Raw genomic sequence first — 24483 nt, forward strand, 5'->3', positions numbered from 1 at the left:
GGTCCCGCGGCGCGCGGGCCGTACTCTGTTCTGTTGTGCCGAATGCCCGCGAAGACCACCGAGCCCAGCAGGCCACGCTCAGCCGTGCCCAGCGCAGCGCCGTCAGCGAACTCCTGCGCGTCTCCCCCGTCGCCGACGACCTGGCGCACCGCTTCCGGGCCGCCGGCGCCCGGCTGGCGCTGGTGGGCGGCTCCGTCCGGGACGCGCTGCTCGGCCGGCTCGGGAACGACCTCGACTTCACCACCGACGCCAGGCCGGAGCGGGTGCTCGACATCGTGCGCCCCTGGGCCGACGCGGTGTGGGAGGTCGGCATCGCGTTCGGCACGATCGGCTGCCGCAAGGGCGACCTGCAGATCGAGATCACCACGTACCGCTCCGAGGCGTACGACCGGACGTCCCGGAAGCCGGAGGTGTCGTACGGCGACTCCATCGAGGAGGACCTCGTCCGCCGGGACTTCACGGTCAACGCGATGGCTGTGGGGCTGCCCGAGAAGGAGTTCGTCGACCCGCACGGCGGGCTGGACGACCTGGCGGACCGGGTGCTGCGCACCCCGGGCACCCCGCAGGAGTCCTTCGGCGACGACCCGCTGCGGATGCTGCGGGCCGCGCGGTTCGCCGCGCAGCTGGGCTTCGAGGTGGCGCCGGAGGTCGTCGCGGCGATGACGGACATGGCCGGGCGGATCGAGATCGTGTCCGCCGAGCGGGTGAGGGACGAGCTGAACAAGCTGCTCCTCTCCCCCCGCCCGCGCCTGGGCCTGCAACTGCTCGTCGACACCGGCCTGGCCGCCCACGTGCTGCCGGAGCTGCCGGCGCTGCGCCTGGAGCGCGACGAGCACCACCGGCACAAGGACGTCTACGAGCACTCCCTGATCGTGCTGGAGCAGGCCATCGCGCTGGAGGAGAACGGGCCCGACCTGGTCCTGCGGCTCGCGGCGCTGCTCCACGACATCGGCAAGCCGCGCACGCGCCGCTTCGAGAAGGACGGCCGGGTCTCCTTCCACCACCACGAGGTCGTGGGCGCCAAGATGACCAGGGCCCGGATGACGAAGCTGAAGTACTCGGGCGACCAGATCAAGGACGTCTCCCGGCTGGTCGAGCTGCATCTGCGGTTCCACGGGTACGGCACCGGCGAGTGGACGGACTCCGCGGTGCGCCGCTACGTGCGCGACGCCGGGCCGCTGCTCGACCGGCTGCACAAGCTGACCCGCTCCGACTGCACCACCCGCAACAAGCGCAAGGCGCTGGCCCTTCAGCGCGCCTACGACGGGCTGGAGGAGCGCATCGCCCGGCTACAGGCGCAGGAGGAGCTGGACGCGATCCGGCCGGAGCTCGACGGCAACGAGATCATGGAGATCCTCGGTATCGGTCCCGGGCCGGCGGTCGGCGGTGCGTACCGGCACCTGCTGGAGCTGCGGCTGGAGCACGGGCCGATGGGGCGCGAGGCCGCGGTCGAGGCGCTGCGGGCGTGGTGGGCGGAGCAGAACCCGGCGGGCTAGCCGCCGGTGGGCTGGCCCCCGGCGGGACGGGGCTCCGGCGGGATGACTCCCGGCGACGCCCCCGCGCGCTCATGTTTCACGTGAAACATGAGGCTCGGCGCCGCCGTCCAGGGGGGCGGGGCGTCCCCCGGTTCCCTCCTCCGCGGGGGCCGGTTTCACGTGAAACATCGACAAGGCGACGCCCGCGTAGATCATCGCGACGCCCGCCACGAGCACCGTCGAGCGCCCGTCCGCGGGCAGCAGCACCGCCGCGGCCGCCGCGGCGCCCACGAAGGCGATATTGAAGAGCATGTCGTAGAGGGAGAAGACCCGGCCGCGGTAGGCGTCGTCCACCGACGACTGCACCACCGTGTCCGTTGTGATCTTCACGCCCTGGGTGGTGACCCCGAGGACGAACGCGGCGACCAGCAGCGGCGCCGGTGCGAACGACAGCCCCAGCGTCGGCGTCAGCACCGCCGCCAGCGCCGCGCACAGCGTCATCCAGCCGGTCCGGCCCAGCCGCGTCACCAGCCACGGCGTGAGCACCGCCGCGACGAAGAACCCCAGCCCCGACAGGCCGACGGCCACCCCGAGCAGGGCCATGCCCTCGTCCTCGTCGTCGCTCCAGGCGTAGCGGCACAGCATCAGCAGCATCACGGTCAGCGCCCCGAAGCAGAAGCGCATCAGCGCCATCGCCGACAGCGCCCGCGCCGCGTCGCGCCGCTCGCCCAGATGGCGTACGCCCGCGGCCAGGCCCCGCGCGGTGCTCGCGACCGCCGCGGCGATCCGCGGCAGCACCAGCTCCGGGTCCGGCCCCAGCGACCCCGGCGCCATCCGCAGCGCCGACAGCCCCGCGCCGAGATACAGCCCCGTGCCGACCAGCACGGTCGCCGCGTCCGCCGTGCTCCCGTCGGGCCCGGCCAGCCCGACGAGGAAGGCGACGCCGCCGCCGGCGGTCGCGGCCAGCGTGCCCGCGGTGGGCGACAGCGAGTTTCCGACCACCAGCTGCTCCTGGGTATCCACCACGCGCGGCAGCGCGGCGGAGAGCCCCGACAGCACGAAGCGGTTGACGGCGGTGACGGAGAGCGCGGACAGATAGAACAGCCAGTCCGGCACCCCGGCCAGCAGCAGCGCGGCGGTGCCCGCGGCGAACCCGGCGCGCAGCAGGTTCCCGTACAGCAGCACCTGCCGGCGCCGCCAGCGGTCCAGCAGCACGCCGGCGAAGGGGCCGATCACGGAGTACGGCAGGAGCAGCACGGCCATCGCGGAGGCGATGGCCGTGGGGGAGGTCTGCCGCTCCGGGGAGAAGACGACGTAGGCGGCGAGCGCCACCTGGTAGACGCCGTCGGCGCCCTGGGAGAGCAGCCGTACGGTCAGCAGCCGGCGGAAGCCGGGCAGCCGCAGCAGGCTGCGGAGGTCGCGGACAACGGGCATGGCGTTCAGCATCACATGCCCAGGGGCCCCGGGCTGCAGCCCGGGGCCCCTGGGACGGCGAGTCCCGCCGACGGTGGCCGGTGGTGGTGGCCGGTGGTGGTGCTTAGCGCTCGACCTCGCCGCGGATGAACTTCTCCACGTTCTCCCGCGCCTCGTCGTCGAAGTACTGCACCGGCGGGGACTTCATGAAGTACGAGGACGCCGAGAGCACCGGGCCGCCGACGCCCCGGTCCTTGGCGATCTTCGCGGCGCGCAGCGCGTCGATGATGATGCCCGCGGAGTTCGGCGAGTCCCAGACCTCCAGCTTGTACTCCAGGTTGAGCGGCACCTCGCCGAAGGCGCGGCCCTCCAGGCGCACGTACGCCCACTTGCGGTCGTCCAGCCACGCGACGTAGTCGGAGGGGCCGATGTGCACGTTGTGCTCGCCCAGCTCGCGGTCCGGGATCTGGGAGGTGACGGCCTGGGTCTTGGAGATCTTCTTGGACTCCAGCCGGTCGCGCTCCAGCATGTTCTTGAAGTCCATGTTGCCGCCGACGTTCAGCTGCATCGTGCGGTCCAGGATGACGCCCCGGTCCTCGAAGAGCTTCGCCATGACGCGGTGCGTGATGGTGGCGCCGACCTGCGACTTGATGTCGTCGCCGACGATCGGCACGCCCGCCTCGGTGAACTTGTCCGCCCACTCCTTGGTGCCCGCGATGAACACCGGCAGGGCGTTGACGAAGCCCACGCCGGCGTCGATGGCGCACTGCGCGTAGAACTTCGCGGCGTCCTCGGAGCCCACCGGCAGGTAGCAGACCAGCACGTCGACCCGGCGGTCCCGCAGCACCTGCACGACGTCGACCGGCTCCTCGGCGGACTCCTCGATCGTCTCGCGGTAGTAGCGCCCGAGGCCGTCGTGCGTGTGGCCGCGCTGCACGGTCACGCCGCTGTTCGGCACGTCGCAGATCTTGATGGTGTTGTTCTCGCTCGCCCCGATGGCGTCGGCGAGGTCGAGGCCCACCTTCTTGGCGTCGACGTCGAACGCCGCGACGAACTCGATGTCACGGATGTGGTAGTCGCCGAACTGGACGTGCATCAGCCCGGGCACCCGGCTGGCCGGGTCGGCGTCCTTGTAGAACTCGACGCCCTGCACCAGAGACGCGGCGCAGTTGCCCACGCCGACGATGGCTACGCGAACCGAACCCATTGACGGTTGCTCCCTGTTGTTCGTTGAGGCCGTGCCGGAGCAGGGCCTCAGTTGGCGGTGTCGTCGGACGGATCCGGCCGGGTGCTGTCCCGGTCACGGGGCAGGCCGCCCGTCTCTCGTGAACCGGCGTCCCCCGAAGGGCGCTCGTCGCGCCCCGCCCGTTCGCTCTCGATCAGCTCGGTCAGCCAGCGCACCTCGCGCTCGACGGACTCCATCCCATGCCGCTGAAGTTCCAGGGTGTAGTCGTCGAGCCGCTCGCGCGTGCGCGCCAGTGACGTGCGCATCTTGTCCAGCCGCTCCTCCAGCCGGCTGCGCCGGCCTTCGAGCACCCGGACCCGTACGTCCCGCGACGTCTGGCCGAAGAAGGCGAAGCGGACGCCGAAGTGCTCGTCCTCCCACGCCTCGGGCCCGGTCTGGGCGAGCAGCTCCTCGAAGTGCTCCTTGCCCTCGGCCGTCAGCCGGTAGACGATCTTGGCGCGCCGGCCCGCCAGCGGTCCGGCGGGACCGTCCTGCGGCGCAGGGGCGGTCTCCTCCGTCAGCCATCCCTGTGCGACGAGAGTCTTCAGACAGGGGTAGAGGCTGCCGTAGCTGAACGCGCGGAACACCCCCAGCGAGCTGTTGAGCCGCTTGCGCAGCTCGTAGCCGTGCATGGGGGACTCGCGGAGCAGGCCGAGGACGGCGAATTCCAGGACGTCGGAACGCCTGCCCATCGCCGCCTCCTCCCGTGCCGCGGATGTCCCGCGTGGTGGTACCGAGCCGTGTGTCCCATCGATGTGTCGTACCGATGTGTCGTGATGATGTATCGACCCGATACATCCCGACGATAGAACGGCCCTCGGGCAGCGGCAAGCGGGGGTGGTGTGAACGGCGTCACATCGACGGGTCAGGGGGCGCCGAAGTGTCCGGTATAGCGCGTAATACCCGGCGCAAAGCGGTCAGCGGCGGTGCGTACTCTGTTCCGCATGCTGTCTGACGGGAACCGGGAGCGGCGTGCGGACGTCTTCGTCCTCGGTACAGTGCGGCTGGTTGCCAGAGGACAGAGGACCGGTCGTGCGTCGGGGGGACCGGCTGACAGTACGCGCCCACAGGCGATGCCACCTGTTCGAGGAGTAGTCCCTTCATGAGCGAGCACCGACGCAAGCCGCCGAACAGCGGCCGCGGAGGAGGCCGTCACGGCGCGCACTCCGGCCGGCACGGGGCACCGGGCGCGGACGGGGGCTACGGAGGCGGCCACCGCGCCGGCGGCGGCGGCCGCCGCCGCGCCCCCGGCGGCAACGCGGGCGCGGGCGCCGGGACAGGAGCCGCCCACGGCGGCAGCGACGGCGCCGGCCGCAGCTACTCCGCCGCCGGCGGCTACGACGGCCCGCGCCGCAGGCGCCGCCCCGAGCCGCCGCGCAAGCGGTTCATCGACTACCCCCGCTCGAACCACACCGGCCTGCGCCGCTGGCTCCCCTCCTGGAAGCAGGTCACGGGGCTGTGCGTGGCCGGCTTCGGCCTGCTCGTCGGCCTGTTCTTCCTCGGCTACATGCTGGTGAACGTGCCCGACGTCGCCGCCGCCGCCAAGGCGCAGAACAACGTCTACTACTGGTCCGACGGCACCCAGATGGCCACGTACGGCGGCGAGCGGAACCGCCAGATCGTCGACCTGGAGGACATCCCCCGGGAGATGCAGAACGCGGTCATCGCCGCGGAGAACGCCACCTTCTACTCCGACCCGGGCATCGACCCCAAGGGCATCACCCGCGCCATCCTCAACATGGCGGGCGGCGGCTCCACCCAGAGCGGCTCGACCATCACCCAGCAGTACGTGAAGAACGCCATGCTCAACGACCAGTCGCAGACGCTCTCGCGCAAGGTCAAGGAGCTGTTCGTCTCCATCAAGGTGGGCGCGAAGGTCGACAAGAACGAGATCCTCGCCGGCTATCTCAACACCGCGTACTACGGCCGCGGCGCCTACGGCATCCAGGCCGCCGCCCAGGCGTACTTCCGCGTCGACGCCGAGAACCTCAAGCCCGACCAGTCCGCCTTCCTCGCCGCCGTCCTCAAGGGCCCCGACCTCTACGACCCGCAGGGCGGCTCCGTCCCCGGCGCCACGCCGGAGGCCAACCGCGCGCGCGCCGAGGAGCGGTGGGCGTGGATCCTCGACCGGCAGACCGAGGTCGAGCTGGACGGCAAGAAGATGATGACGCCCGCCGAGCGGGCCAAGTACGACACGTTCCCCAAGATCGAGAAGTACAACCCCAGCTCGGGCCTGACGGGTCAGAAGGGCTATCTCGTCGAGACGGCCAACAGATACGTCATGAAGACCTCCGATATCACCAAGGAGCAGCTGTCCCGCGGCGGCTACCGGATCTACACGACCTTCGACAAGAAGAAGGTCGCGGAGATGGCGAAGTCGGTCGACGACGCCCGCAAGGAGTACCTCGACCCGAAGGAGCGGGACCACGACAAGCACGTCCAGTTCGGCGGCGCCTCGGTCGAACCGGAGACGGGGAAGATCGTCGCCCTGTACGGCGGCGCGGGCTTCGACAAGGACCACTTCACCAACAACGCCGACACCCTCGGCGTGCCCGTCGGCTCCACCTGGAAGCCGTTCGTCCTCGCGTCCGCCTTCGAGAACGGCACGTACCTGAGCGACGGCCGGCCGATCTCGCCGGAGAGCAAGTACAACGGCAACAACAACATCATCATCCGGAACCAGAACGGCGACCCGATGCCCGGGCCGGACGGTGAGGACTTCCGGCAGGTCAACGAGAGCGATTACCCCTACGGCTACGTCACGCTGGAGAAGGCGATGGGGTTGTCCATCAACACCCCCTTCGTCCAGCTGGGCATCGATACCGGCCTCTCGAACGTGCACGACGTGGCGACGTCGGCGGGCATCCTCGAAGAGTCGATGCCGAAGCCCGAGGATCTCGACGCGTCGTTCTCGCTCGGTACCTCGACCCCCAGCGCCATTCGCATGGCCAGCGCCTACGCGACCTTTGCCGCCTCCGGCGAGCACATCGAGCCGTACTCGGTGACAAAGGTGATCAAGGGGGGCAAGGAGCTGTCGGGGTACGACGAGCACTCCACGGAGCGCGGCATGGACGCCAACGTCGCCGACAACGTCACCAAGATTCTCAACGAGCAGGTGGTGAACGGCAACTACGGGGAGCTGGGCGAGGGCACAGGCGCCGCCGCACAGGATCTGGGGCGTCCGGCAGCCGGGAAGACCGGTACTACCGACGAGAACAAGTCGGCCTGGTGGGTGGGCTACACCCCGCAGCTGTCGACGGCCGTCACCCTCTTCCGCACCGACCCGCGGAGCGAGAGCCAGAAACTGCTCTCCATGAACGGGACCGGCGGGTTCGACTCCATCCACGGTGGTGCGATCCCGACGGAGATCTGGACCAACTACATGAAGGCCGCCCTCAAGGGCGAGGACGTGGAGCAGTTCCCGGAGCCCGCGCCGCTCGGCGAGATCGTCGACGGCGGCGGCGTGCCCGACCCCTCCCCGACCGAGGAGGTCGACCCCGAGCCGTCGCAGACCGAGCCCACCGAGGAGCCGGACGACCCGACCAGCAGCCCCCCGCCGTCGACGTCGCCGCCGCCCAGCCAGACGTGCGCGCCGTGGGACTACGAGTGCCAGACCGGAGGTGCGACGGACGGCGGCCAGAACGGCAGCGGCGAGACGACCGGCGAGACCGACACCGGCGGGGAGACGACGGGGGAGACGAGTACCGGCGAGACGACCGGGGACACGTCCAGCGACGGCGGCTGGAACAACGGCGGCAACGGCAACGGGAGCACCGACGGCGAGGACGGCGGCGGAGTGATCCCATGACGTCCGCCGCCCCGCCCCGTGCCCCGTACGCCGCGCCCCCGGCCCCGTACGGCGTGCCCTGACGCCCGCCGGCGCCCCGCTCCCGTACGGCAGGATGGCCCCATGACGAGCGTGGACCACGACCCGGCCCGGCGGCCGGCCGCCGCCGGGGCGCCGGACGGGCCGCCCGTGGCGCCGACCCGGCACGACGAGATCGCCGCGCGCGGCAGCGAGGTCCTCGGCGGTCCGCTCGGCCGCCGGGTGCTGTTCGGCGCCTCCTGGTGGACTCCCGTACGGGTCGTCGCGCTCGTGGCGATCGGCATGTTCGCGCTGGGGATGGTGCAGAAGTACCCCTGCTACGACGGCGCCTGGTTCTCCGGCGCCAACGCCCAGTACACCCGCGCCTGCTACTCCGACATCCCGCACCTCTACCAGGGCCGCGGCTTCGCCGACGGCCTCACCCCGTACTTCGACAAGATCCCGCCCGAGGTCTCGGGCGGGATGGAGTACCTGGAGTATCCGGTCCTGACCGGGCTGTTCATGCAGGTCGCCGCCTTGTTCACGCCGGGCGGCGACGACCTCGTGCACCGCGAGCAGGTCTACTGGCTCGTCAACGCCGGCATGCTGATGGCCTGCGCCGCGGTCGTCGCCGTCTGCGTCGCCCGTACGCACCGCCGGCGGCCCTGGGACGGCCTCCTCGTCGCCCTCGCGCCCGCGCTCGCGCTCACCGCGACGATCAACTGGGACCTGCTCGCCGTCGCCCTCACCGCCGCCGCGATGCTCGCCTGGTCCCGCGGCAGACCGGTGGCCGCCGGGGTGCTCCTCGGCCTCGCCACCGCCGCGAAGCTGTACCCGGCCCTACTGCTGTGGCCCCTGCTGCTGCTCTGCCTGCGCGCCGGACGACTGCGGCAGTTCGGCGGCACGGCCGCCGCCACCGCCGGCGCCTGGCTCGTCGTCAACCTGCCCGTGATGATCGGGGCGCCGGACGGCTGGGCGAAGTTCTACACGTTCAGCCAGGAGCGGGGGGTCGACTTCGGCTCGTTCTGGCTGATCATCTCCCAGCGCTCCGGCGAGCCCCTGGACGACGCCAACATCTACGCCATCGCCCTCATGGCCCTCGGCTGCCTCGGGATCGGCGCGCTCGCGCTCACCGCGCCGCGCCGCCCGCGCTTCGCGCAGCTGGCGTTCCTGGTCGTGGCGCTGTTCATCGTCACCAACAAGGTCTACTCGCCGCAGTACGTCCTGTGGCTCATCCCGCTCGCCGCCCTCGCCCGGCCGCGCTGGCGGGACTTCCTCGTCTGGCAGTTCTGCGAGGTCGCGTACTACCTGGGCATCTGGCTCTACCTCGCCTACACCAACGGCGGCGAGGACGCCAAGGGCCTGCCCCCGGACGGCTACCACGTGGCCATCGCCGTGCACCTGCTCGGCACGCTGTACCTGTGCGCGGTCGTCGTCCGCGACATCGTCATGCCGGACCGCGATCCCGTACGCCGCCTCGGCGACGACGACCCCGGCGGCGGCGTCCTGGACCGGGCGCCGGACGTGCGGGTGCTCGCCGAGGCGGGGCACGGGCGGCACGCGGCGGGCGTACCGGGGCCTGTGGGGGCGCGGGGAGCGCCGGGCGCGCCGGGGGCTTCCGGGGCGCCGCCGGGGGCGCTGAGGGTGCGGTGGGGAGCGGAACGGGCGCGTTAGCGCTCCACCACCCGGTCCGGCTGCGTCGTCGTGTGCCGCAGGTGCGCGACCATCTCGTCGCCCTGCGTAGGCGCCGACGACTCCGCCGGCAGGAACAGGATCGACACCTGCATGTGCGGCGGCTCCGCGAACCAGCGCTGCTTGCCCTCCCAGACGAACGGCGACAGGTTGCGGTTCACCGTCGCCAGCCCCGCCCGCGCCACGCCCTTCGCCCGCGGCGTCAGCCCGTGCATCGCCTTCGGCGCCTCCAGCCCCACGCCCTGCGACGTACCGCCCGCGACCACCACCAGGTGACCGTCGCCCGAGACCCGCTGCTGCCGGTAGCCGAAGCGGTCGCCCTTCGCCACCCGCGTGACGTCCAGCACCGTGCCGCGGTACTCCGTCGCCTCGTGGTCCCCCAGCCACAGCCGGGTGCCGATACGCGCGCGGAAACGCGTCTGCGGGAACTGCCGCTGCAACTGCTCGAACTCGTCCGGCCGCAGATGGCTGACGTACATCGTGTGCAGCGGCAGCCGCGCCGCGCGCAGCCGGTCCATCCACGCGATGACCTCGTCCACCGCGCTGGTGCCGTCCGTGCGGTCCAGCGGCAGGTGGATCGCGAAGCCCTCCAGGGTCACGTCCGACAGTAGCGACGCGACCTTGGGAAGGTCCTCCTCCGTCACCCCGTGCCGCCGCATCGAGCTCATCACCTCGATGACGACCCGGGCCCCGACCAGCCGCCCCACCGCGTCCACCGACGCGACGGTACGGATCACCCGGGTCGGCAGCGGCACAGGCTCCTCGGTCAGCTGGTACGGGGTGAGGACCAGCAGGTCGCCGCTGGCGAAGTCGCGCGCGCGCGCCGCCTCGTACACCGTGCCCACCGCCAGCGGACCCGCCCCCAGCCGGGCGGCCTCGGCGGCCAGGCGCTCAAGGCCGAAGCCGTAGCCGTTGCCCTTGCAGACGGGGACGAGACCGGGGAACTGCTCCAGAACATGCTGCTGGTGTGCGCGCCAGCGCGCGGAATCGACGTAGAGCGTGAGCGGCATGGCGGTCGGTGTACCTTCCTTCGCGGTGTCGGGGGCCCTGTCCTTCGCGCGCGAGTCCGCAGCTTCACGCGCAAGTCCGCCGTGGTCAGCGGCGGGACATGTAGATGTCGAGAGCCTTGTGGAGCAGCTTATTCAGTGGGTAGTCCCACTCGCCCAGATACTCGGCAGCCTGCCCCCCCGTGCCCACCTTGAACTGGATCAGCCCGAAGAGGTGGTCGCTGTCGACGAGCGCGTCGCCGATGCCGCGCAGGTCGTAGACGTGCGCGCCGGCGGCGTGCGCGTCCTTCATCATCTGCCACTGGATGGCGTTCGACGGCCGCACCTCGCGCCCGTGGTTGGCGGAGGCACCGTACGAGTACCACACATGGCCGCCCACCGTCAGCATCGTCGTCGCGGCGAGGCACTCGCCCTGGTGGAGCGCGAAGTAGAGCCGCATCCGGCCCGGCTCCTCGGCGTTGAGCACCTTCCACATGCGCTCGAAGTAGCCCTGCGGGCGCGGCCGGAACTTGTCGCGCTCGGCGGTGATCTCGTACAGCCGCTGCCACTCGCCGAAGTGCTCCAGGCCCCCCTGCACCACCTCGACGCCCGCCTTCTCGGCCTTCTTGACGTTGCGCCGCCACAGCTGGTTGAAGCCCTTGAAGACGTCGTCCAGGGACCGCCCCGCCAGCGGCACCTGGAAGACGTAGCGCGGCTGTACGTCCCCGAAGCCCGCGCCGCCGTCCTCGCCCTGCTGCCAGCCCATCCGCCGCAGCCGCTCGGCGACCTCGAACGCCTGCGGCTCGACGACGTCGGCGTTCACGTCGCGCAGCCGCTTGACGTCCGGGTCGGCGATGCCCGCCTTGATCGTCTGCGCCTCCCAGCGGCGGATGATCACCGGCGGGCCCATCTTCACCGAGAAGGCGCCCTGCCGCTTCAGGTGCGCCAGCATCGGGTGCAGCCAGGCGTCGAGGTTCGGCGCGTGCCAGTCGATGACCGGGCCCTCCGGCAGATACGCCAGATACCGCTTCACCTTGGGCAGCTGCCGGTACAGCACCAGGCCCGCGCCCACCTGCCGGCCGTCGGCGTCGAACCAGCCCAGGTTCTCCGCGCGCCACTCGGACTTCACATCCGCCCACGCCGGCACCTGGCAGTGGCTCGCGGCCGGCAGACTGCGGACGTACGCCAGATGCTGCTCGCGGCTGATGGGCTGCAGGGTCAGGCTCATGGCGGCGCTCCTCGTGCTGCGGCGGGTTGCCGACTGCGGCAGGCTTCTCGCGGGTGAAGCCTACTGCGGGCGCGCTCGCCCCCAGGGGGGAAGGCCCGGGAAGGCCGCAAGCCGCCGCGCCGCGCGTAGGGGCGTGGACGCGGCGGGCGTACGAGCCCGTACGTACCGTCCCGACGTGCTAGAGCGAGAAGCCCCCGTTCGCCATCGCCAGGAAGAAGCCGAGCCCGGCCGCCCCCAGCCCGAGGAGCATCGGGAACCGCTCGCGGGTGGTCGCGGAGATCATCTGGCCCCACCCCCCGGTGACGATCCCGATCAGCCCGGCCCACGTCGCCGGCACGTGCAGGCCGTCCCACTGCGCCAGGACGAGGGAGAGGGCGCCCACCACGAGCGTGATGGCGAGAAGAGTGTCCTGAGCGACATGACGTTCGCCGTCGCTGGCGAAGAGGCCGATGTTGCGCTGCGGGGGCTGTACTGCCTGAGGCATAGGGCACCTCCATGCCCGTATGGCGGCGCGGGCTCCAGAGTCGTACGTGACGCCGCTCACACCCGATGTGTACAGATTGCCGGGAATCGAGGCCGGATTTCAACCGGAAGGGCCGCTGCGGGTACTGTGTACGGTCTGTAGCGGAGTCCGCCCAGGCCATCCCCCCGCTCCGGCGCCGGTCCCGGCGCCGCGGCCCCGGGTTGTCAGTGCCGGGCGCTACCGTTGCGACGCAATGAAGAACCTCCTGCCACGGAGAGACCGTGGCCGCCGAGTCCAGAGGAGGTGGGTTCCACAATGCGTCACTACGAGGTGATGGTCATCCTCGACCCCGATCTTGAGGAGCGTGCAGTCTCCCCCTTGATCGAGTCCTTCCTGTCCGTGATCCGTGAGGCCAAGGGCAAGGTGGAGAAGGTCGACACCTGGGGCCGTCGTCGTCTCGCTTACGAGATCAAGAAGAAGCCCGAGGGCATCTACTCGGTCATCGACATCCAGGCCGAGGCCGATGTCGTCAAGGAGCTCGACCGGCAGATGAACCTCAACGAGTCGGTGCTGCGGACCAAGGTCCTGCGCCCCGCGATCCACTGACGACCACCGACGAGCAGACCGAGTAACGAGCAACCGCACCACCCGGCAGCAACCGCGAGAGGTCAAGACATGGCAGGCGAGACCGTCATCACCGTCGTCGGAAACCTGACCGATGACCCCGAGCTGCGCTTCACGCCGTCCGGCGCGGCCGTCGCGAACTTCACGATCGCGTCGACGCCCCGGATGTTCGACCGCCAGACGAACGAGTGGAAGGACGGCGACCCGCTGTTCCTCCGCGCCTCGATCTGGCGTCAGGCGGCGGAGAACGTCGCCGAGTCGCTGACGCGCGGCACGCGTGTGGTCGCCCAGGGCCGGCTCCGCCAGCGTTCGTACGAGACCCAGCAGGGCGAGAAGCGGACCGTGGTGGAGCTGGAGGTCGACGAGATCGGCCCCGCGCTCCGGTACGCCACCGCCAAGGTCACCAAGACCACCGGCAGGGGCGGCCAGGGCGGCGGCTTCGGCGGCGGTGGCCAGCAGGGCGGCCAGGGCGGCAACAGCTGGGGCGGCAACCCCGGCGGTGGCCAGGGCGGCCCGGGCGGCGGCCCGCAGGGCGACCCCTGGGCGACGTCCGGCGGCGGTCAGCAGGGCGGCCAGGGCAACAGCTGGGGTGGCAACTCCGGCGGCGGCCAGGGCGGCCAGGGCGGCGGTTACTCGGACGAGCCCCCGTTCTGACCCCGGGATCCCCGGGGTGTGGCGGGCGTGCTCGGACACCACACTTCTTGATCACACTGGAGCAAAGACATCATGGCGAAGCCGCCTCCGCGCAAGCCGAAGAAGAAGGTTTGCGTCTTCTGCAAGGAGAAGATCTCCTACGTCGACTACAAGGACACGAACCTGCTGCGGAAGTTCATCTCCGACCGCGGCAAGATCCGTGCCCGCCGGGTCACCGGCAACTGCACCCAGCACCAGCGCGACGTCGCCACGGCCGTGAAGAACAGCCGTGAGATGGCGCTGCTGCCCTACACCTCGACCGCGCGCTGACAGGGAGGGTGAGCGAAGCATGAAGATCATCCTCAAGGGCGAGGTCACCGGCCTCGGCGCCGCCGGCGACGTCGTCGAGGTCAAGGACGGGTACGCCCGCAACTACCTGATCCCGGGCGGGCTGGCCATCCGCTGGACCCGCGGCGGCGAGAAGGACGTCGAGCAGATCCGCCGCGGCCGCAAGCTGCGCGAGATCGCCTCGGTCGAGCAGGCCAACGCCGTCAAGGCGGAGCTGGAGGGCGTACGGGTACGCCTGGCCACGCGCGCCGGCGCCAGCGGCCGGCTCTTCGGCGCCGTCACCCCGGCCGACATCGCCACGGCGATCAAGAAGGCCGGCGGCCCGGACGTCGACAAGCGGCGCATCGAGCTGTCCGCGCCGATCAAGAGCCTCGGCGCCCACCAGGTGTCCGTGCGGCTGCACCCCGAGGTCGACGCCAAGGTCGGCGTCGAGGTCGTGGCCGACTGACGCGCTGAAGCCGACGCCCGACGGGCCGCACCCTCGCGGGGGTGCGGCCCGTCGGCGTACGGGAGCGTGGCGTGTACGGGAGCGTGGCGCGTACGGGAGCGTGCCGCGTACGGGAGCGCGCCGCGTACGGGGACGTACGGCACCCGGGCCCGCGGCGGGTCCGTACGGGCCGGCGCCCGGCCCGCGCCCCGCGCCCCGGGCTCCGCGCCCCGTCCCACGCGCCCCGGCCTACGCCCGCACGGCGCCCGTGACCAGCCACCGCCCCGACCGCGCGCGCAGCCACAGCGTCGCCAGCCGGGTCAGCATCATCAGCCCCATCGACCACCACAGCGCCGTCAGCCCCCCGCCCAGCGCCGGCACCGCCAGCGCCACCGGCGCGAAGACCGCCAGGGTCAGCAGCATCGCCCAGGCCAGGTACGGCCCGTCGCCCGCGCCCATGAGCACCCCGTCGAGCACGAACACCACCCCCGCCAGCGGCTGCGTCACCGCGACGACCAGCAGCGCCGGCAGCAGCACGCCGTGCACCCCGGCGTCGTCCGTGAACAGCGGCAGGATCAGCGGCCGGGCGGCCACCACCAGCGCCCCCAGCACCGCGCCGGTCGCCACCCCCCACCACACCATCCGCCGGCACGCCTCCCGCGCCCCGTCCACGTCCCCCGCGCCCAGGTAGCGGCCGATGATCGCCTGCCCGGCGATCGCTATCGCGTCCAGCGCGAACGCCAGCAGCGACCAGATGCTCAGCACCACCTGGTGCGCCGCGACCGACTCGTCCCCGAGCCCCGCCGCCACCGCCGTCGCGATGAGCAGCACGGCGCGCAGCGACAGCGTCCGGATCAGCAGCGGCACCCCGGCCCGCGCGGAGGCCCGGATGCCGGCCGGGTGCGGCCGCAGTCCGGCGCCGTGCCGCCGGGCGCCGCGTACGACGACGGCCAGGTACACCGCCGCCATCCCCCACTGCGCGAACACGGTGCCCCAGGCGGAGCCGGCGATGCCGAGCCCGGCGCCGTAGACGAGCGCGACGTTCAGCACGGCGTTGGCGGTGAACCCGCCGATCGCGACGTACAGCGGCGTGCGGGTGTCCTGCAGCCCGCGCAGCACGCCGGTGGCGGCGAAGACGACGAGCATGGCCGGGATGCCGAAGGCGCTGACGCGCAGATACGTGGTCGCGTGCGGGGCGGCGGTGGCGGAGGCGCCGAAGAGGTCGACGAGGGCGGGCGCCGCCGGCACGGTGCCGGCCACGAGCACGGCGCCGAGCAGGGCGGCGAGCCAGATGCCGTCGACGCCCTGCCGGATGGCGGCGCGCAGGTCGCCGGCGCCGACGCGGCGGGCGACGGCCGCGGTGGTGGCGTACGCGAGGAAGACGAAGACGCTCACCGCGGTGGTGAGGAGCGCCGCGGCCACCCCGAGGCCGGCGAGCTGCGGGGTGCCGAGGTGGCCGACGATGGCGCTGTCGGCGAGCACGAAGAGCGGCTCGGCGACGAGGGCGCCGAAGGCCGGGACGGCGAGGGCGACGATCTCGCGGTCGTGCCGCCGGCGGGTGCGGCGCCGCTGCTCGGCGGGCGTGCCGGGCTCGGCGGCGGCGGGCGCGGGGGCGTCGTGCATGCAGCAAATCTAATAGTCCACAGGTAACAGACGCAATAGTCTTTCGACTCTTACAACCCGACGCGTACGGGATGATCATCACCGTCGCCCGCCACGCCCGTGGCCCGGAGCGGGAAGTTTTTCTCCTCCACCGGCGGTGGACGGAGAAGCGGCAGGTCAAACGAGTGATCGCGGACTGATCGTGTGCTTGTCCACAGCACTGTCCCCCGGCTCGTACACAGCTTTCCCCAAGTAATCCACAGGTTGGCGAACGCTTTCCACACCCCCTGTGGATAGCGCAATTGGCCGGAGCCCGCCGCGGACCTACGGTGGACCCTCCCCCTGCCGACGGCGGCGCCCCCGCACCGCGGACCGGGGGGCGGCCGACGCGCCGTAAGCGGAACGCCGCGGACGAATTGTCAGCGGCGTGCCGTAAGAAAGAGGGGCGCCCTGAGAGGTCCGCCGCGAGGCGGGTGGGAGGAGGTGGGGCGGCCGTGTCCGAGCACCAGAACTATGTGGACACCATGCCCGGGGACGCCCGTCCACCGCGCGGCGAGGCGGACCAGCAGGTCCCCGAGGACCCCTGGGGCCCCGGCGCCCCCGCCGCCTTCGAGCGCGTACCGCCGCAGGACCTGGACGCCGAGCAGTCCGTCCTCGGCGGCATGCTGCTCTCCAAGGACGCCATCGCCGACGTCGTCGAGGTCCTCAAGGGCCACGACTTCTACCGCCCGGCCCACGAAACCGTCTACACCGCGATCCTCGACCTCTACGCCCGCGGCGAGCCGGCCGACCCCATCACCGTCTCCGCCGAGCTGACCAAGCGCGGCGAGCTCGCCCGCGTGGGCGGCGCGTCGTACCTCCACACCCTCGTCCAGTCCGTCCCCACCGCCGCCAACGCGGAGTACTACGCCGAGATCGTCCACCAGCGCGCCATCCTCCGCCGCCTGGTCGAGGCCGGCACGCGCATCACCCAGATGGGATACGCCGCCGACGGCGAGGTCGACGACATCGTCAACTCCGCCCAGGCCGAGATCTACGCCGTCACCGAGCAGCGCACCGCCGAGGACTACCTCCCCCTCGGCGAGATCATGGAGGGGGCCCTCGACGAGATCGAGGCCATCGGCTCCCGCAGCGGCCAGATGTCCGGCGTCCCCACGGGCTTCACCGACCTCGACTCCCTGACGAACGGGCTGCACCCCGGCCAGATGATCGTCGTCGCCGCCCGCCCCGCGATGGGCAAGGCCCTGGCCCTCGACACCCCGCTGCCCACCCCTACGGGCTGGACGACGATGGGCGAGGTCCGCCCCGGCGACCTCCTCCTCGCCGCCGACGGCTCCCCGACCCGCGTGGTCGCCGCCACGGAGGTCATGACGGGCCGCCCGTGCTACGAGGTCACGTTCGACGACGGCACCGCGATCGTCGCCGACGCGGACCACCAGTGGGTGACGGACACCCGGGCGTCCCGCCGCTCCCGCCGCACCCCGGCCGCCGTCCGGACGACCAAGGAGATCGCGGAAACCCTCCGCTGCGCGAACCTGGCGGACCACCGCCTCAACCACTCCATCCCGCTCACCGCCCCCCTGGCCCTCCCCGCACGCCCCCTCCCGGCGGACCCGTACGCCCTCGGCACCCGTCTCGCGGACGACCCGGGCGACGCCCGCATCCCCCAGGACTACCTGCGCGCCTCCGCCGACCAGCGCAGGCAGCTGCTCGCCGGCCTGCTCGACACCGCCGGCACGGTCACCCGCACCGGCTCGGTCCGCTTCACGACGACCGGCAGGGCACTCGCCGAGGACGTCCGCGAGCTGCTGACGAGCCTCGGCCACCGCTGCCGCACACACCACCCCGACGAGCCCCCGGGGACCCACACCGTCAGCTTCACCACCCCCGACGACGTCTTCCGGCTGGAGCCCGCCCGCCGCGCCCACGCGACGCGCCGGAAGCCCGCCCGCCCGCGCCACCGCTTCGTCACGGACGTACGCGAGGTGCCCGCCGTCCCGGTCCGCTGCGTCCAGGTCGAGCACCCCGACCACCTGTACCTGGCCTCCCGGTCGATGGTGCCGACGCACAACAGCACCCTCGCCCTGGACTTCGCCCGCGCCTGCTCGATCAAGAACAACCTGCCCAGCGTCATCTTCTCGCTGGAAATGGGCCGCAACGAGATCGCGATGCGCCTGCTCTCCGCGGAGGCCCGCGTGGCGCTGCACCACATGCGCTCCGGCAGCATGACGGACGACGACTGGACCCGCCTCGCCCGCCGCATGCCGGAGGTGACCGGCGCCCCGCTGTACATCGACGACTCGCCGAACCTGTCGATGATGGAGATCCGGGCCAAGTGCCGCCGCCTGAAACAGCGCAACGACCTCCAGATGATCGTCATCGACTACCTCCAGCTGATGCAGACGGGCGGCTCCCGCCGCCCGGAGAGCCGCCAGCAGGAGGTCTCCGAGATGTCCCGCAACCTCAAGCTCCTCGCCAAGGAACTGGAGGTCCCGGTGATCGCCCTGTCCCAGCTCAACCGCGGCCCCGAACAGCGCACGGACAAGAAGCCGATGGTCTCCGACCTGCGCGAAAGTGGATCGATCGAACAGGACGCGGACATGGTCATCCTGCTGCACCGGGAGGACGCGTACGAGAAGGAGTCCCCGCGCGCGGGTGAGGCGGACCTCATCGTGGCGAAGCACCGCAACGGCCCCACGGCGACGATCACGGTGGCGTTCCAGGGCCACTACTCCCGCTTCGTGGACATGGCCCAGACCTGACCGCAGGGCCTGTAGGGTCCCAGATTTCGCTGCACAGGCTCACGTCTGACTGCATATCGACTGCACTCATGAAGCGGACGTGAGACAAGTAGGTCGGCGCGTTCACTCTCTCGGGCTACTTGGTTCCAAGCTCAGGCATCTGCTCGCGAGGGTGGGCAGCCGCAGGCACCAGGTCGTGTCAGCCCTGATGGTGAGCGTCATCGGCCTTGAACTGCCAGCCGATGTTGTTCCACATGAAGCCGTCCTTCCAGTCCGCCTGGCCGGCCGCCCAGCCGAGCATGGCGACCAGGACCTTCTCCTGGGAGATGGTCCTCGTCTGATAGTGCTCGGCCGCGACGCCGTCCCGGAATTCGAGTTGGTACGTGTTGTCGTCACGAAGCAGCACCTGGACATACCAACTGCCCCTCATGTCCTCCTCCGCGCGTTCCAGGATCAGATGCGCGTTTCCGTGCTGGAGGTTGGCCAGCATCCTGCCTATCGCCGGCTTCGAGGGCCTCTTCACCACGCGGCCCGCCTCATCAGTTGCCATCAGCATGGCGTGATCCTCCAGCACGGCTCTGACATCGACCCGGTGAGCAGACCGAAGACTCCGCCATCATGGCCTGGTGACGACATGGATGCGCTGCCACTGGGACGAGGAGGACATCTGGTTCTACTTCGAGGTCGACGCCGAGGGTTGGGTGACCCGGCAGATCGAGCTCCAGGGCCCTGCACTGACCCCGATCGCAGCGGCCTCCCTCAGTGAATGGCAGCAGGCTCAGGATGCAGGCCGCCTCGATGAGTACGACAACAGGTTCGGGATCACAGCTGAACTGCCCGTCTCGGAATGGGAAGGCCACGACCCCGAGGAGCTGGCCTTCGACCAGTTCGAGGAGATCTGGGGCGCCGCCCGTCGGGAGATCACAGCCCGGCCGTCGTGACTTCTGACCCGGGCCATGAGGAAATGCCACCCGTCCTGAGACAGGCGCAGGCGGACACGGCGTGAGACAGCCCGAGAACCCGCTGGTCAGCGCGATGCCCTATGACATGAGCCGCGAGATCCTCCAGGGCCGCAGGCCCGCATTCGAGGACAGCGCAGTGGGGCGAACTCCCGCCTGATCGTCCACTCGTCGTGGTGGCTCTGGCCGGGGCAACCTCGCCGGGGTCTCCCCGTCCGTCCTGGAAGCCGTCGCCCGCGCGCTCCAGCTCGATGACGCCGAGCGCGCCCACCTGCTGAACCTGGCCCGGTTCCGGTTCTCGCCCCGGTCACCCGGCGCTTTTCCCCCGCCCGGGACCGGTTCGCCGGCATGTGCGTTCCGCCCCGGCGCCAGGATGGCGTTGTGCGGCTTCACGTCCCGGTGCACCGGGGCCTACCCGACCGGCGCCGGCCGGCGCGACGCGGACCTGAGCGCCGCCGTCCTCACCACGCACCGGTAGCGGGCGCGCAGGGCTGATCGGCGGCTGTTGTCAGAGCCCGCCCCTACGATCCGGCTATGAGCATGATCGGAGAGTACGCGCGGGTCACGCCGGCCGAGCTCGATCGGGTCGTCCGCGACCCCGACTGGGGAGAGAGCTTGGTCTTCGACCTCATGGAGGCCGAGGACGAAGCCGGGAGCGAGGCGGAGCCCGACGGCTTGGGCGCGGCGCGCTTTCTGGACACGGACAAGGCCTGGGACACCCTCGGCTACCTGCTCCGCCGCGTCGACTTCCCGGTGAACGTCGTCCACGGCGAGGAGCCCATACCCGGGGCCGAGGACTGGGGGTACGGGCCACCGCGCTATCTGACGGTCGAGCAGGTGCGGACAGCCGCACGGGAACTCGCGGCGACCGACTTCGGCCGGCTGGTGCGCGGCGTGACCCCGGCGGACCTGGTACGAGCGGAGGTCTATCCGTGGAGCGCGGGGGAGGACGGCGAATGGTTCGACTTCGTACAAGGCCGCTACGGGGCTCTCGTGTCGTTCTTCCAGTCGGCGGCACGCGAGGGTGACGCCCTGCTGGTGTGGCTGGGCTAGGGGCCAGGGGCCGGATTGCCGGGCCGGCCGGGCGGGACACCTGCCTCGGGGGACGGGACGGGACCGCCGTGCGGCGGCGACGCCTCCGGCTGACGGCGCCGGCCGCCTCGTGCCGCCGCGCGACCGGCGCCGCCGCCGCCCGTTACTCCTCGCCCGCCAGCGTCAGGGACCGCAGCCGCTGGGCCGCGAACCACGTCGCGCCCGCCGTGACCACCGCCAGCAGCACCGTCGCCACCGGCAGCGCCACGTCCGACACCAGGTGGCCGCCCTGGCCGATCTTCTCGCCCACCGCCAGCGCCCACTGCTGGATGCTCAGCGTCTGCACGCCCTCGACGAGGCTGCCGAGCAGGGCCTCCCACACCAGCGCGTAGACCAGTCCGAAGACCACCGCGTGCCGCGAGACCGTGCCGAGCATCAGGAAGAACGCCGCGTACGCCACGGACGCGACCGCCGCCGCCAGCGCGTACGCGACCGCCAGGCGGCTGCCGTTGCCGCCGAGGATGAACCCGGCGACCAGCGTGGGGACCGCCGAGAAGGCGGCGGTGATGCCGATGGCGACGGTCAGCTTGGTGAGGATGATCGTCGGTCGCGGCACGGGCTTCGCGAGGAGGTAGACGATCGAACTGTCGTCGATCTCCGGGCCGATGGCGCCGGTGCCGGCGATGACGCCGATCAGCGGCACCATCGTCGCCAGCGCGAAGCCGCCGAGCACGCCGGCGGTGACCTCGTCGTCGGCGCCGACGAGGGCGCGTACAACGATCGCGATGACGACGAGCAGCGCGGGCAGCAGGAGCAGGATGAGCGCCCGGCGGCGGCCGAGTACGGCCCGCCAGGTGAGCCGGGCGACGGTGGGGTGGTACAGCATCGCGTTCTTCGCTCCTTCTCAGGCCGCGACCAGGTACGAGAAGACGGATTCCAGGGACTCGTCGGACGGCGAGACCTCGTAGAGGCGGATGCCGTGGTCCCTGGCGACGCGCGGCAGCAGTTCGGTGAAGCGGGCGAAGTCGACGGCCTGGACGTGCAGTATGCCGTCGCGCTGGTCGAGTTCGAGGCCGGCGGTGGACGGGTCGGCGATGAGCGCGGAGGCGAGCGCGCGGTCGTCGCTGGAGCGTACGGCGTAGTGGTGCGGGCGGTCGGTCATCAGCCGGCGGATCTTGCGGAAGTCGCCGGAGGCGGCGTGCCGGCCGGCGACGATCACCTCGATGTGCGCGGCGAGCTGCTCGACCTCCTCCAGGATGTGCGAGGAGAACAGCACGGTACGGCCGGCGGCGCCCATTCTCCTGAGGAGATCCATGAGGTGCATGCGCTGGCGCGGGTCCATGCCGTTGAACGGCTCGTCGAGGAGCAGCACGTCGGGCTCGTGGACGAGCGCGGAGGCCATCTTCACGCGCTGCCGCATGCCCTTGCTGTACGTGCCGATGCGGCGGTTCTGCGCGTACTCCATCTCGACCGTGGCCAGCGCCTTCCGGGCGGCGTCGGCGCCGAGGCCGTGCAGCTCGGCGTTGGCGAGGACGAACTCGCGGCCGGTGAGGAAGTCGTACATCGCCTCCCGCTCGGGGACGAGACCGATGTGCTTGTAGACCTGTTCGTTGCGCCAGATGCGGACGCCGTCGAGGGTGACCGCGCCGGTGGAGGGGGCGAGGAAGCCGGCCATCATGTTGATGAGGGTCGACTTGCCGGCGCCGTTGGGGCCGAGGAGGCCGGTGACGCCCGGGCCGATGGCCATGGTGACGTCGTTGACGGCGACGACGTTGCCGAACCAGCGGGAGACGCTGTCGATCCGGATGGTGGTCACAGCCCGGCCTTTCGGTAGCGGCGCAGCAGGAGCAGGTAGCAGCCGGCGGTGACGGCGAGCGCGAGCAGCAGCGCGGCCGTCCCGGCCGCGGTGGACGGGTCGACGGGTTCGGGGGCGGCGGTGGCGGGGGTGGCGCCGAGGAACGTCGACTGGACGTTGTCGACGAGGCCGATGGGGGAGAAGAGCGCGAACCAGCCGATCGCGTCGAGGTTGTCCTGCTCCCAGGCGATGCCCTGCAGCGCGCTCACGGCGCCGAACGGCACGGTGAACGCGGCGATGACGGCGGCGACGCCGAAGCCGCGGCGCGGGGTGAGGGCGGCGATGGCCAGCCCGATGCCGGCGAAGAGCAGCGACAGCAGGGCGACGGAGACGAGCGCCTGGGCGAAGCCCTTGGTCTGGTCGGTGAAGTCGAACTTCCCGAGGAGCGCGCCGATGTAGAGGACCACCAGGGGGGTGGCGGTGAGGATGAAGAGCGCGGAGGCCATCGCCCCGTACTTGGCGGCGACGTAGTCGACGCGCTCGATGGGGCGCGAGAAGTACAGCGGGACGGTCCGGAACCGCAGGTCGCGGGAGACGGCCACGGGGGCCTGGGCGGCGATGAAGAGGAAGATGACGGGCTGGAGGAAGATCGCGTAGTCGGTGTACTCCAGCGGGAGTTCGTCCATGTTCGTACCGATGGCGACCGCGACGACGATGAGCGCGACCAGCGCCATGATGCCGAAGAGGAGCGCGGGCGGCACCTTGGACTTGGCGGAGCGGCCGAGGCCGTAGGCGGCGCGCAGGGACTGGGTGAACAGGGAGCGGCGGGCGTAGCCGCGGCCGAGGCGGGGGCCGTCGTAGTGGCGGTAGCCGATGTCGTGGATGACGTCGGTGGCCGCCGGGGGTGCGCCGGTGCCGGGCGCGGGCGCGTCAGTGGGCATGAGGACTTCCTGCGGTGTCGGTCGCGGGCTCGGTCGCGGGCTCGGTCGCGGGCTCGGTCGCGGTGTCGGGGGCGGTGTCGCCGGGGGGCTCGGTGGCGGCGGTGCCGTGGGGCGCGCTCGCCGGGTCGGCGTCGTCGTCGGCGAAGATCTCCGCGATGCGGTGCCGGCGCTGCTCCATGCGCACCAGCCCGAGCCCGAGCCCGGCCACCGCGTCCCGTACGACGTCGTACGTGCCCTCGTCCGCGGCGTCGACGTACAGCAGCCGTCCGTCCGCGGTGGCCCCGACGCCCGCGCCGGCGAGCGCCTTGCGCAGGGTGGCGGTGCCGTCGGGGTGGGCGTCCGTGTCGGTCACCTCGACCGCGAGGGTGGCGGTGGTTTGCGTGAAGTCGCTGGTGGAGCTGGAGCGCAGCAGCCGGCCGCCGTCGATGACGACGACGTGGTCGCAGGTGCGCTCCAGCTCGCCGAGGAGGTGCGAGGTGACGAGGACGGAGATGCCGAAGTCGGTGTGGACGCGGCGGATGAGGCCGAGCATGTCGTCGCGGCCGACGGGGTCGAGGCCGTTGGTCGGCTCGTCGAGGAAGACCAGCTGGGGGTCGTGCACGAGGGCCTGGGCGAGCTTGACGCGCTGCTTCATGCCGGTCGAGTAGCCGCCGATGGGGCGGTAGCGCTCCTCGTACAGGCCGACGTGGCGCAGGGTGTCGGCGGTGCGCTCGCGGGCGGCGGTGGCGGGCAGGCCGGACATGCGCGCCATGTGGACGACGAACTCCGTGGCGGAGACGTCGGGCGGCAGGCAGTCGTGTTCGGGCATGTAGCCGACGCGCTCGCGGATGGTGGCGGCGGTGGCGCTGCCGGCGGCCACGTCGAGGCCGAGCACGGCCGCGGAGCCCTCGGAGGCGGGCGACAGCCCGAGCAGGATCTTGATCAGCGTGGACTTGCCGGCGCCGTTGGCGCCGACGAGGCCCGTGACCCCGGAGCCGATGTCGAGGGTGAGCCCGTCGAGCGCGGTGACCCGGGGGAACCGTTTGCTCAGATTCTCGGTGGCGATGACTGTCACGCTGCACGACGGTAGTGGTGCGGGGCGGGGCGGGCGTCAG

22 protein-coding genes and 1 pseudogene are annotated in these 24483 nt (G+C 71.6%); 11 read left to right on the forward strand and 12 right to left on the reverse strand.

Going from position 1 to position 24483, the window contains the following annotated elements:
- Positions 1–35: 35 nt before the first annotated feature.
- A complete protein-coding gene (locus ACHZ99_RS16260) occupies positions 36–1496 on the forward strand; it encodes a CCA tRNA nucleotidyltransferase (protein ID WP_420305311.1) in 1461 nt (486 codons plus the stop codon).
- Positions 1497–1565: 69 nt separating this feature from the next.
- Here the strand turns inward: ACHZ99_RS16260 and ACHZ99_RS16265 are convergent, their stop codons facing one another.
- The 3 genes from ACHZ99_RS16265 to ACHZ99_RS16275 form a co-directional block, all read right to left on the reverse strand.
- Positions 1566–2909: an MFS transporter gene (locus tag ACHZ99_RS16265; RefSeq protein WP_420305312.1), complete on the reverse strand. Its 1344-nt coding sequence runs from the start codon at positions 2907–2909 to the stop codon at positions 1566–1568.
- Positions 2910–3012: 103 nt separating this feature from the next.
- Positions 3013–4095 (reverse strand): inositol-3-phosphate synthase, encoded by a 1083-nt coding sequence (locus tag ACHZ99_RS16270; RefSeq protein ID WP_420305313.1) that lies wholly within the window; start codon positions 4093–4095, stop codon positions 3013–3015.
- Between the two features lie 47 nt (positions 4096–4142).
- A complete protein-coding gene (locus ACHZ99_RS16275) occupies positions 4143–4805 on the reverse strand; it encodes a PadR family transcriptional regulator (RefSeq protein WP_420305314.1) in 663 nt (220 codons plus the stop codon).
- Between the two features lie 410 nt (positions 4806–5215).
- On the opposite strand from ACHZ99_RS16275, the gene ACHZ99_RS16280 reads away from it, so the two are divergent.
- Together ACHZ99_RS16280 and ACHZ99_RS16285 are read left to right on the forward strand one after the other, a co-directional pair.
- Positions 5216–7921, forward strand: coding sequence for a transglycosylase domain-containing protein (locus ACHZ99_RS16280; protein ID WP_420305315.1), 2706 nt, complete (start codon positions 5216–5218; stop codon positions 7919–7921).
- Between the two features lie 102 nt (positions 7922–8023).
- Positions 8024–9592 carry a glycosyltransferase family 87 protein gene (locus tag ACHZ99_RS16285; RefSeq protein WP_420305316.1) on the forward strand — a complete coding sequence of 523 codons (1569 nt, stop codon included), beginning with the start codon at positions 8024–8026 and terminating at the stop codon, positions 9590–9592.
- Here the strand turns inward: ACHZ99_RS16285 and ACHZ99_RS16290 are convergent.
- The 3 genes from ACHZ99_RS16290 to ACHZ99_RS16300 all read right to left on the reverse strand — a co-directional run bounded on the left by ACHZ99_RS16290 (position 9589) and on the right by ACHZ99_RS16300 (position 12308).
- On the reverse strand, positions 9589–10620 hold the full coding sequence (locus tag ACHZ99_RS16290; protein WP_420305317.1) for an alanine racemase: 1032 nt from the start codon (positions 10618–10620) through the stop codon (positions 9589–9591). The two genes, ACHZ99_RS16285 and ACHZ99_RS16290, sit on opposite strands and share 4 nt — an antisense overlap.
- Before the next feature lie 85 nt (positions 10621–10705).
- A complete protein-coding gene (locus tag ACHZ99_RS16295) occupies positions 10706–11824 on the reverse strand; it encodes a lipid II:glycine glycyltransferase FemX (RefSeq protein WP_420305318.1) in 1119 nt (372 codons plus the stop codon).
- A 178-nt stretch (positions 11825–12002) separates the two neighbouring features.
- The gene (locus tag ACHZ99_RS16300; RefSeq protein WP_420305319.1) at positions 12003–12308 is read right to left on the reverse strand and encodes a hypothetical protein; all 306 of its coding nucleotides are present in this window, start codon (positions 12306–12308) and stop codon (positions 12003–12005) included.
- Positions 12309–12602: 294 nt separating this feature from the next.
- Between ACHZ99_RS16300 and rpsF the strand changes: the two genes are divergently transcribed.
- The 4 genes from rpsF to rplI all read left to right on the forward strand — a co-directional run bounded on the left by rpsF (position 12603) and on the right by rplI (position 14340).
- Entirely contained in the window at positions 12603–12893 is a 291-nt protein-coding gene (rpsF, locus tag ACHZ99_RS16305) for a 30S ribosomal protein S6 (protein ID WP_018838796.1), read from the forward strand.
- Positions 12894–12962: 69 nt separating this feature from the next.
- On the forward strand, positions 12963–13565 hold the full coding sequence (locus ACHZ99_RS16310) for a single-stranded DNA-binding protein (protein WP_420305320.1): 603 nt from the start codon (positions 12963–12965) through the stop codon (positions 13563–13565).
- A 72-nt stretch (positions 13566–13637) separates the two neighbouring features.
- Complete coding sequence (rpsR, locus tag ACHZ99_RS16315; RefSeq protein ID WP_018838794.1) at positions 13638–13874, forward strand: 30S ribosomal protein S18; 237 nt, start codon at positions 13638–13640, stop codon at positions 13872–13874.
- Between the two features lie 19 nt (positions 13875–13893).
- Positions 13894–14340, forward strand: a complete 447-nt coding sequence (rplI, locus tag ACHZ99_RS16320) for a 50S ribosomal protein L9 (protein ID WP_420305321.1) — start codon at positions 13894–13896, stop codon at positions 14338–14340.
- A 228-nt stretch (positions 14341–14568) separates the two neighbouring features.
- Here rplI and ACHZ99_RS16325 read toward each other — a convergent pair whose 3' ends face one another.
- Positions 14569–15942 carry an MATE family efflux transporter gene (locus ACHZ99_RS16325; protein WP_420305322.1) on the reverse strand — a complete coding sequence of 458 codons (1374 nt, stop codon included), beginning with the start codon at positions 15940–15942 and terminating at the stop codon, positions 14569–14571.
- Positions 15943–16445: 503 nt separating this feature from the next.
- Between ACHZ99_RS16325 and dnaB the strand changes: the two genes are divergently transcribed.
- A complete protein-coding gene (dnaB, locus tag ACHZ99_RS16330) occupies positions 16446–18683 on the forward strand; it encodes a replicative DNA helicase (protein ID WP_420305664.1) in 2238 nt (745 codons plus the stop codon).
- A 178-nt stretch (positions 18684–18861) separates the two neighbouring features.
- Here the strand turns inward: dnaB and ACHZ99_RS16335 are convergent, their stop codons facing one another.
- A complete protein-coding gene (locus ACHZ99_RS16335; RefSeq protein WP_420305323.1) occupies positions 18862–19185 on the reverse strand; it encodes a hypothetical protein in 324 nt (107 codons plus the stop codon).
- A 115-nt stretch (positions 19186–19300) separates the two neighbouring features.
- Between ACHZ99_RS16335 and ACHZ99_RS16340 the strand changes: the two genes are divergently transcribed.
- From ACHZ99_RS16340 to ACHZ99_RS16350, 3 genes and pseudogenes are all read left to right on the forward strand, one after another.
- Positions 19301–19603: a hypothetical protein gene (locus ACHZ99_RS16340; RefSeq protein ID WP_420305665.1), complete on the forward strand. Its 303-nt coding sequence runs from the start codon at positions 19301–19303 to the stop codon at positions 19601–19603.
- Between the two features lie 205 nt (positions 19604–19808).
- A pseudogene (locus ACHZ99_RS16345) lies at positions 19809–19910 on the forward strand (transcriptional regulator); the annotation flags it as partial.
- Positions 19911–20155: 245 nt separating this feature from the next.
- Positions 20156–20674 carry a YfbM family protein gene (locus ACHZ99_RS16350; protein WP_420305324.1) on the forward strand — a complete coding sequence of 173 codons (519 nt, stop codon included), beginning with the start codon at positions 20156–20158 and terminating at the stop codon, positions 20672–20674.
- Between the two features lie 142 nt (positions 20675–20816).
- Here the strand turns inward: ACHZ99_RS16350 and ACHZ99_RS16355 are convergent, their stop codons facing one another.
- The 4 genes from ACHZ99_RS16355 to ACHZ99_RS16370 are packed head-to-tail and all read right to left on the reverse strand — an operon-like array spanning position 20817 to position 24443.
- The gene (locus tag ACHZ99_RS16355; protein ID WP_420305666.1) at positions 20817–21536 is read right to left on the reverse strand and encodes an ABC transporter permease subunit; all 720 of its coding nucleotides are present in this window, start codon (positions 21534–21536) and stop codon (positions 20817–20819) included.
- A gap of 21 nt (positions 21537–21557) precedes the next feature.
- Positions 21558–22469, reverse strand: a complete 912-nt coding sequence (locus tag ACHZ99_RS16360) for an ABC transporter ATP-binding protein (RefSeq protein ID WP_420305325.1) — start codon at positions 22467–22469, stop codon at positions 21558–21560.
- On the reverse strand, positions 22466–23389 hold the full coding sequence (locus ACHZ99_RS16365) for an ABC transporter permease (protein ID WP_420305326.1): 924 nt from the start codon (positions 23387–23389) through the stop codon (positions 22466–22468). The genes ACHZ99_RS16360 and ACHZ99_RS16365 overlap by 4 nt, the downstream gene beginning before the upstream one ends.
- Complete coding sequence (locus tag ACHZ99_RS16370) at positions 23379–24443, reverse strand: ABC transporter ATP-binding protein (protein WP_420305327.1); 1065 nt, start codon at positions 24441–24443, stop codon at positions 23379–23381. Before ACHZ99_RS16370 ends, ACHZ99_RS16365 begins: the two co-directional genes overlap by 11 nt.
- Between the last annotated feature and the right edge of the window lie 40 nt (positions 24444–24483).

Origin of the sequence: Streptomyces sp. MAR4 CNX-425 (assembly GCF_048656465.1) — a bacterium.
GTDB lineage: Bacteria > Actinomycetota > Actinomycetes > Streptomycetales > Streptomycetaceae > Streptomyces.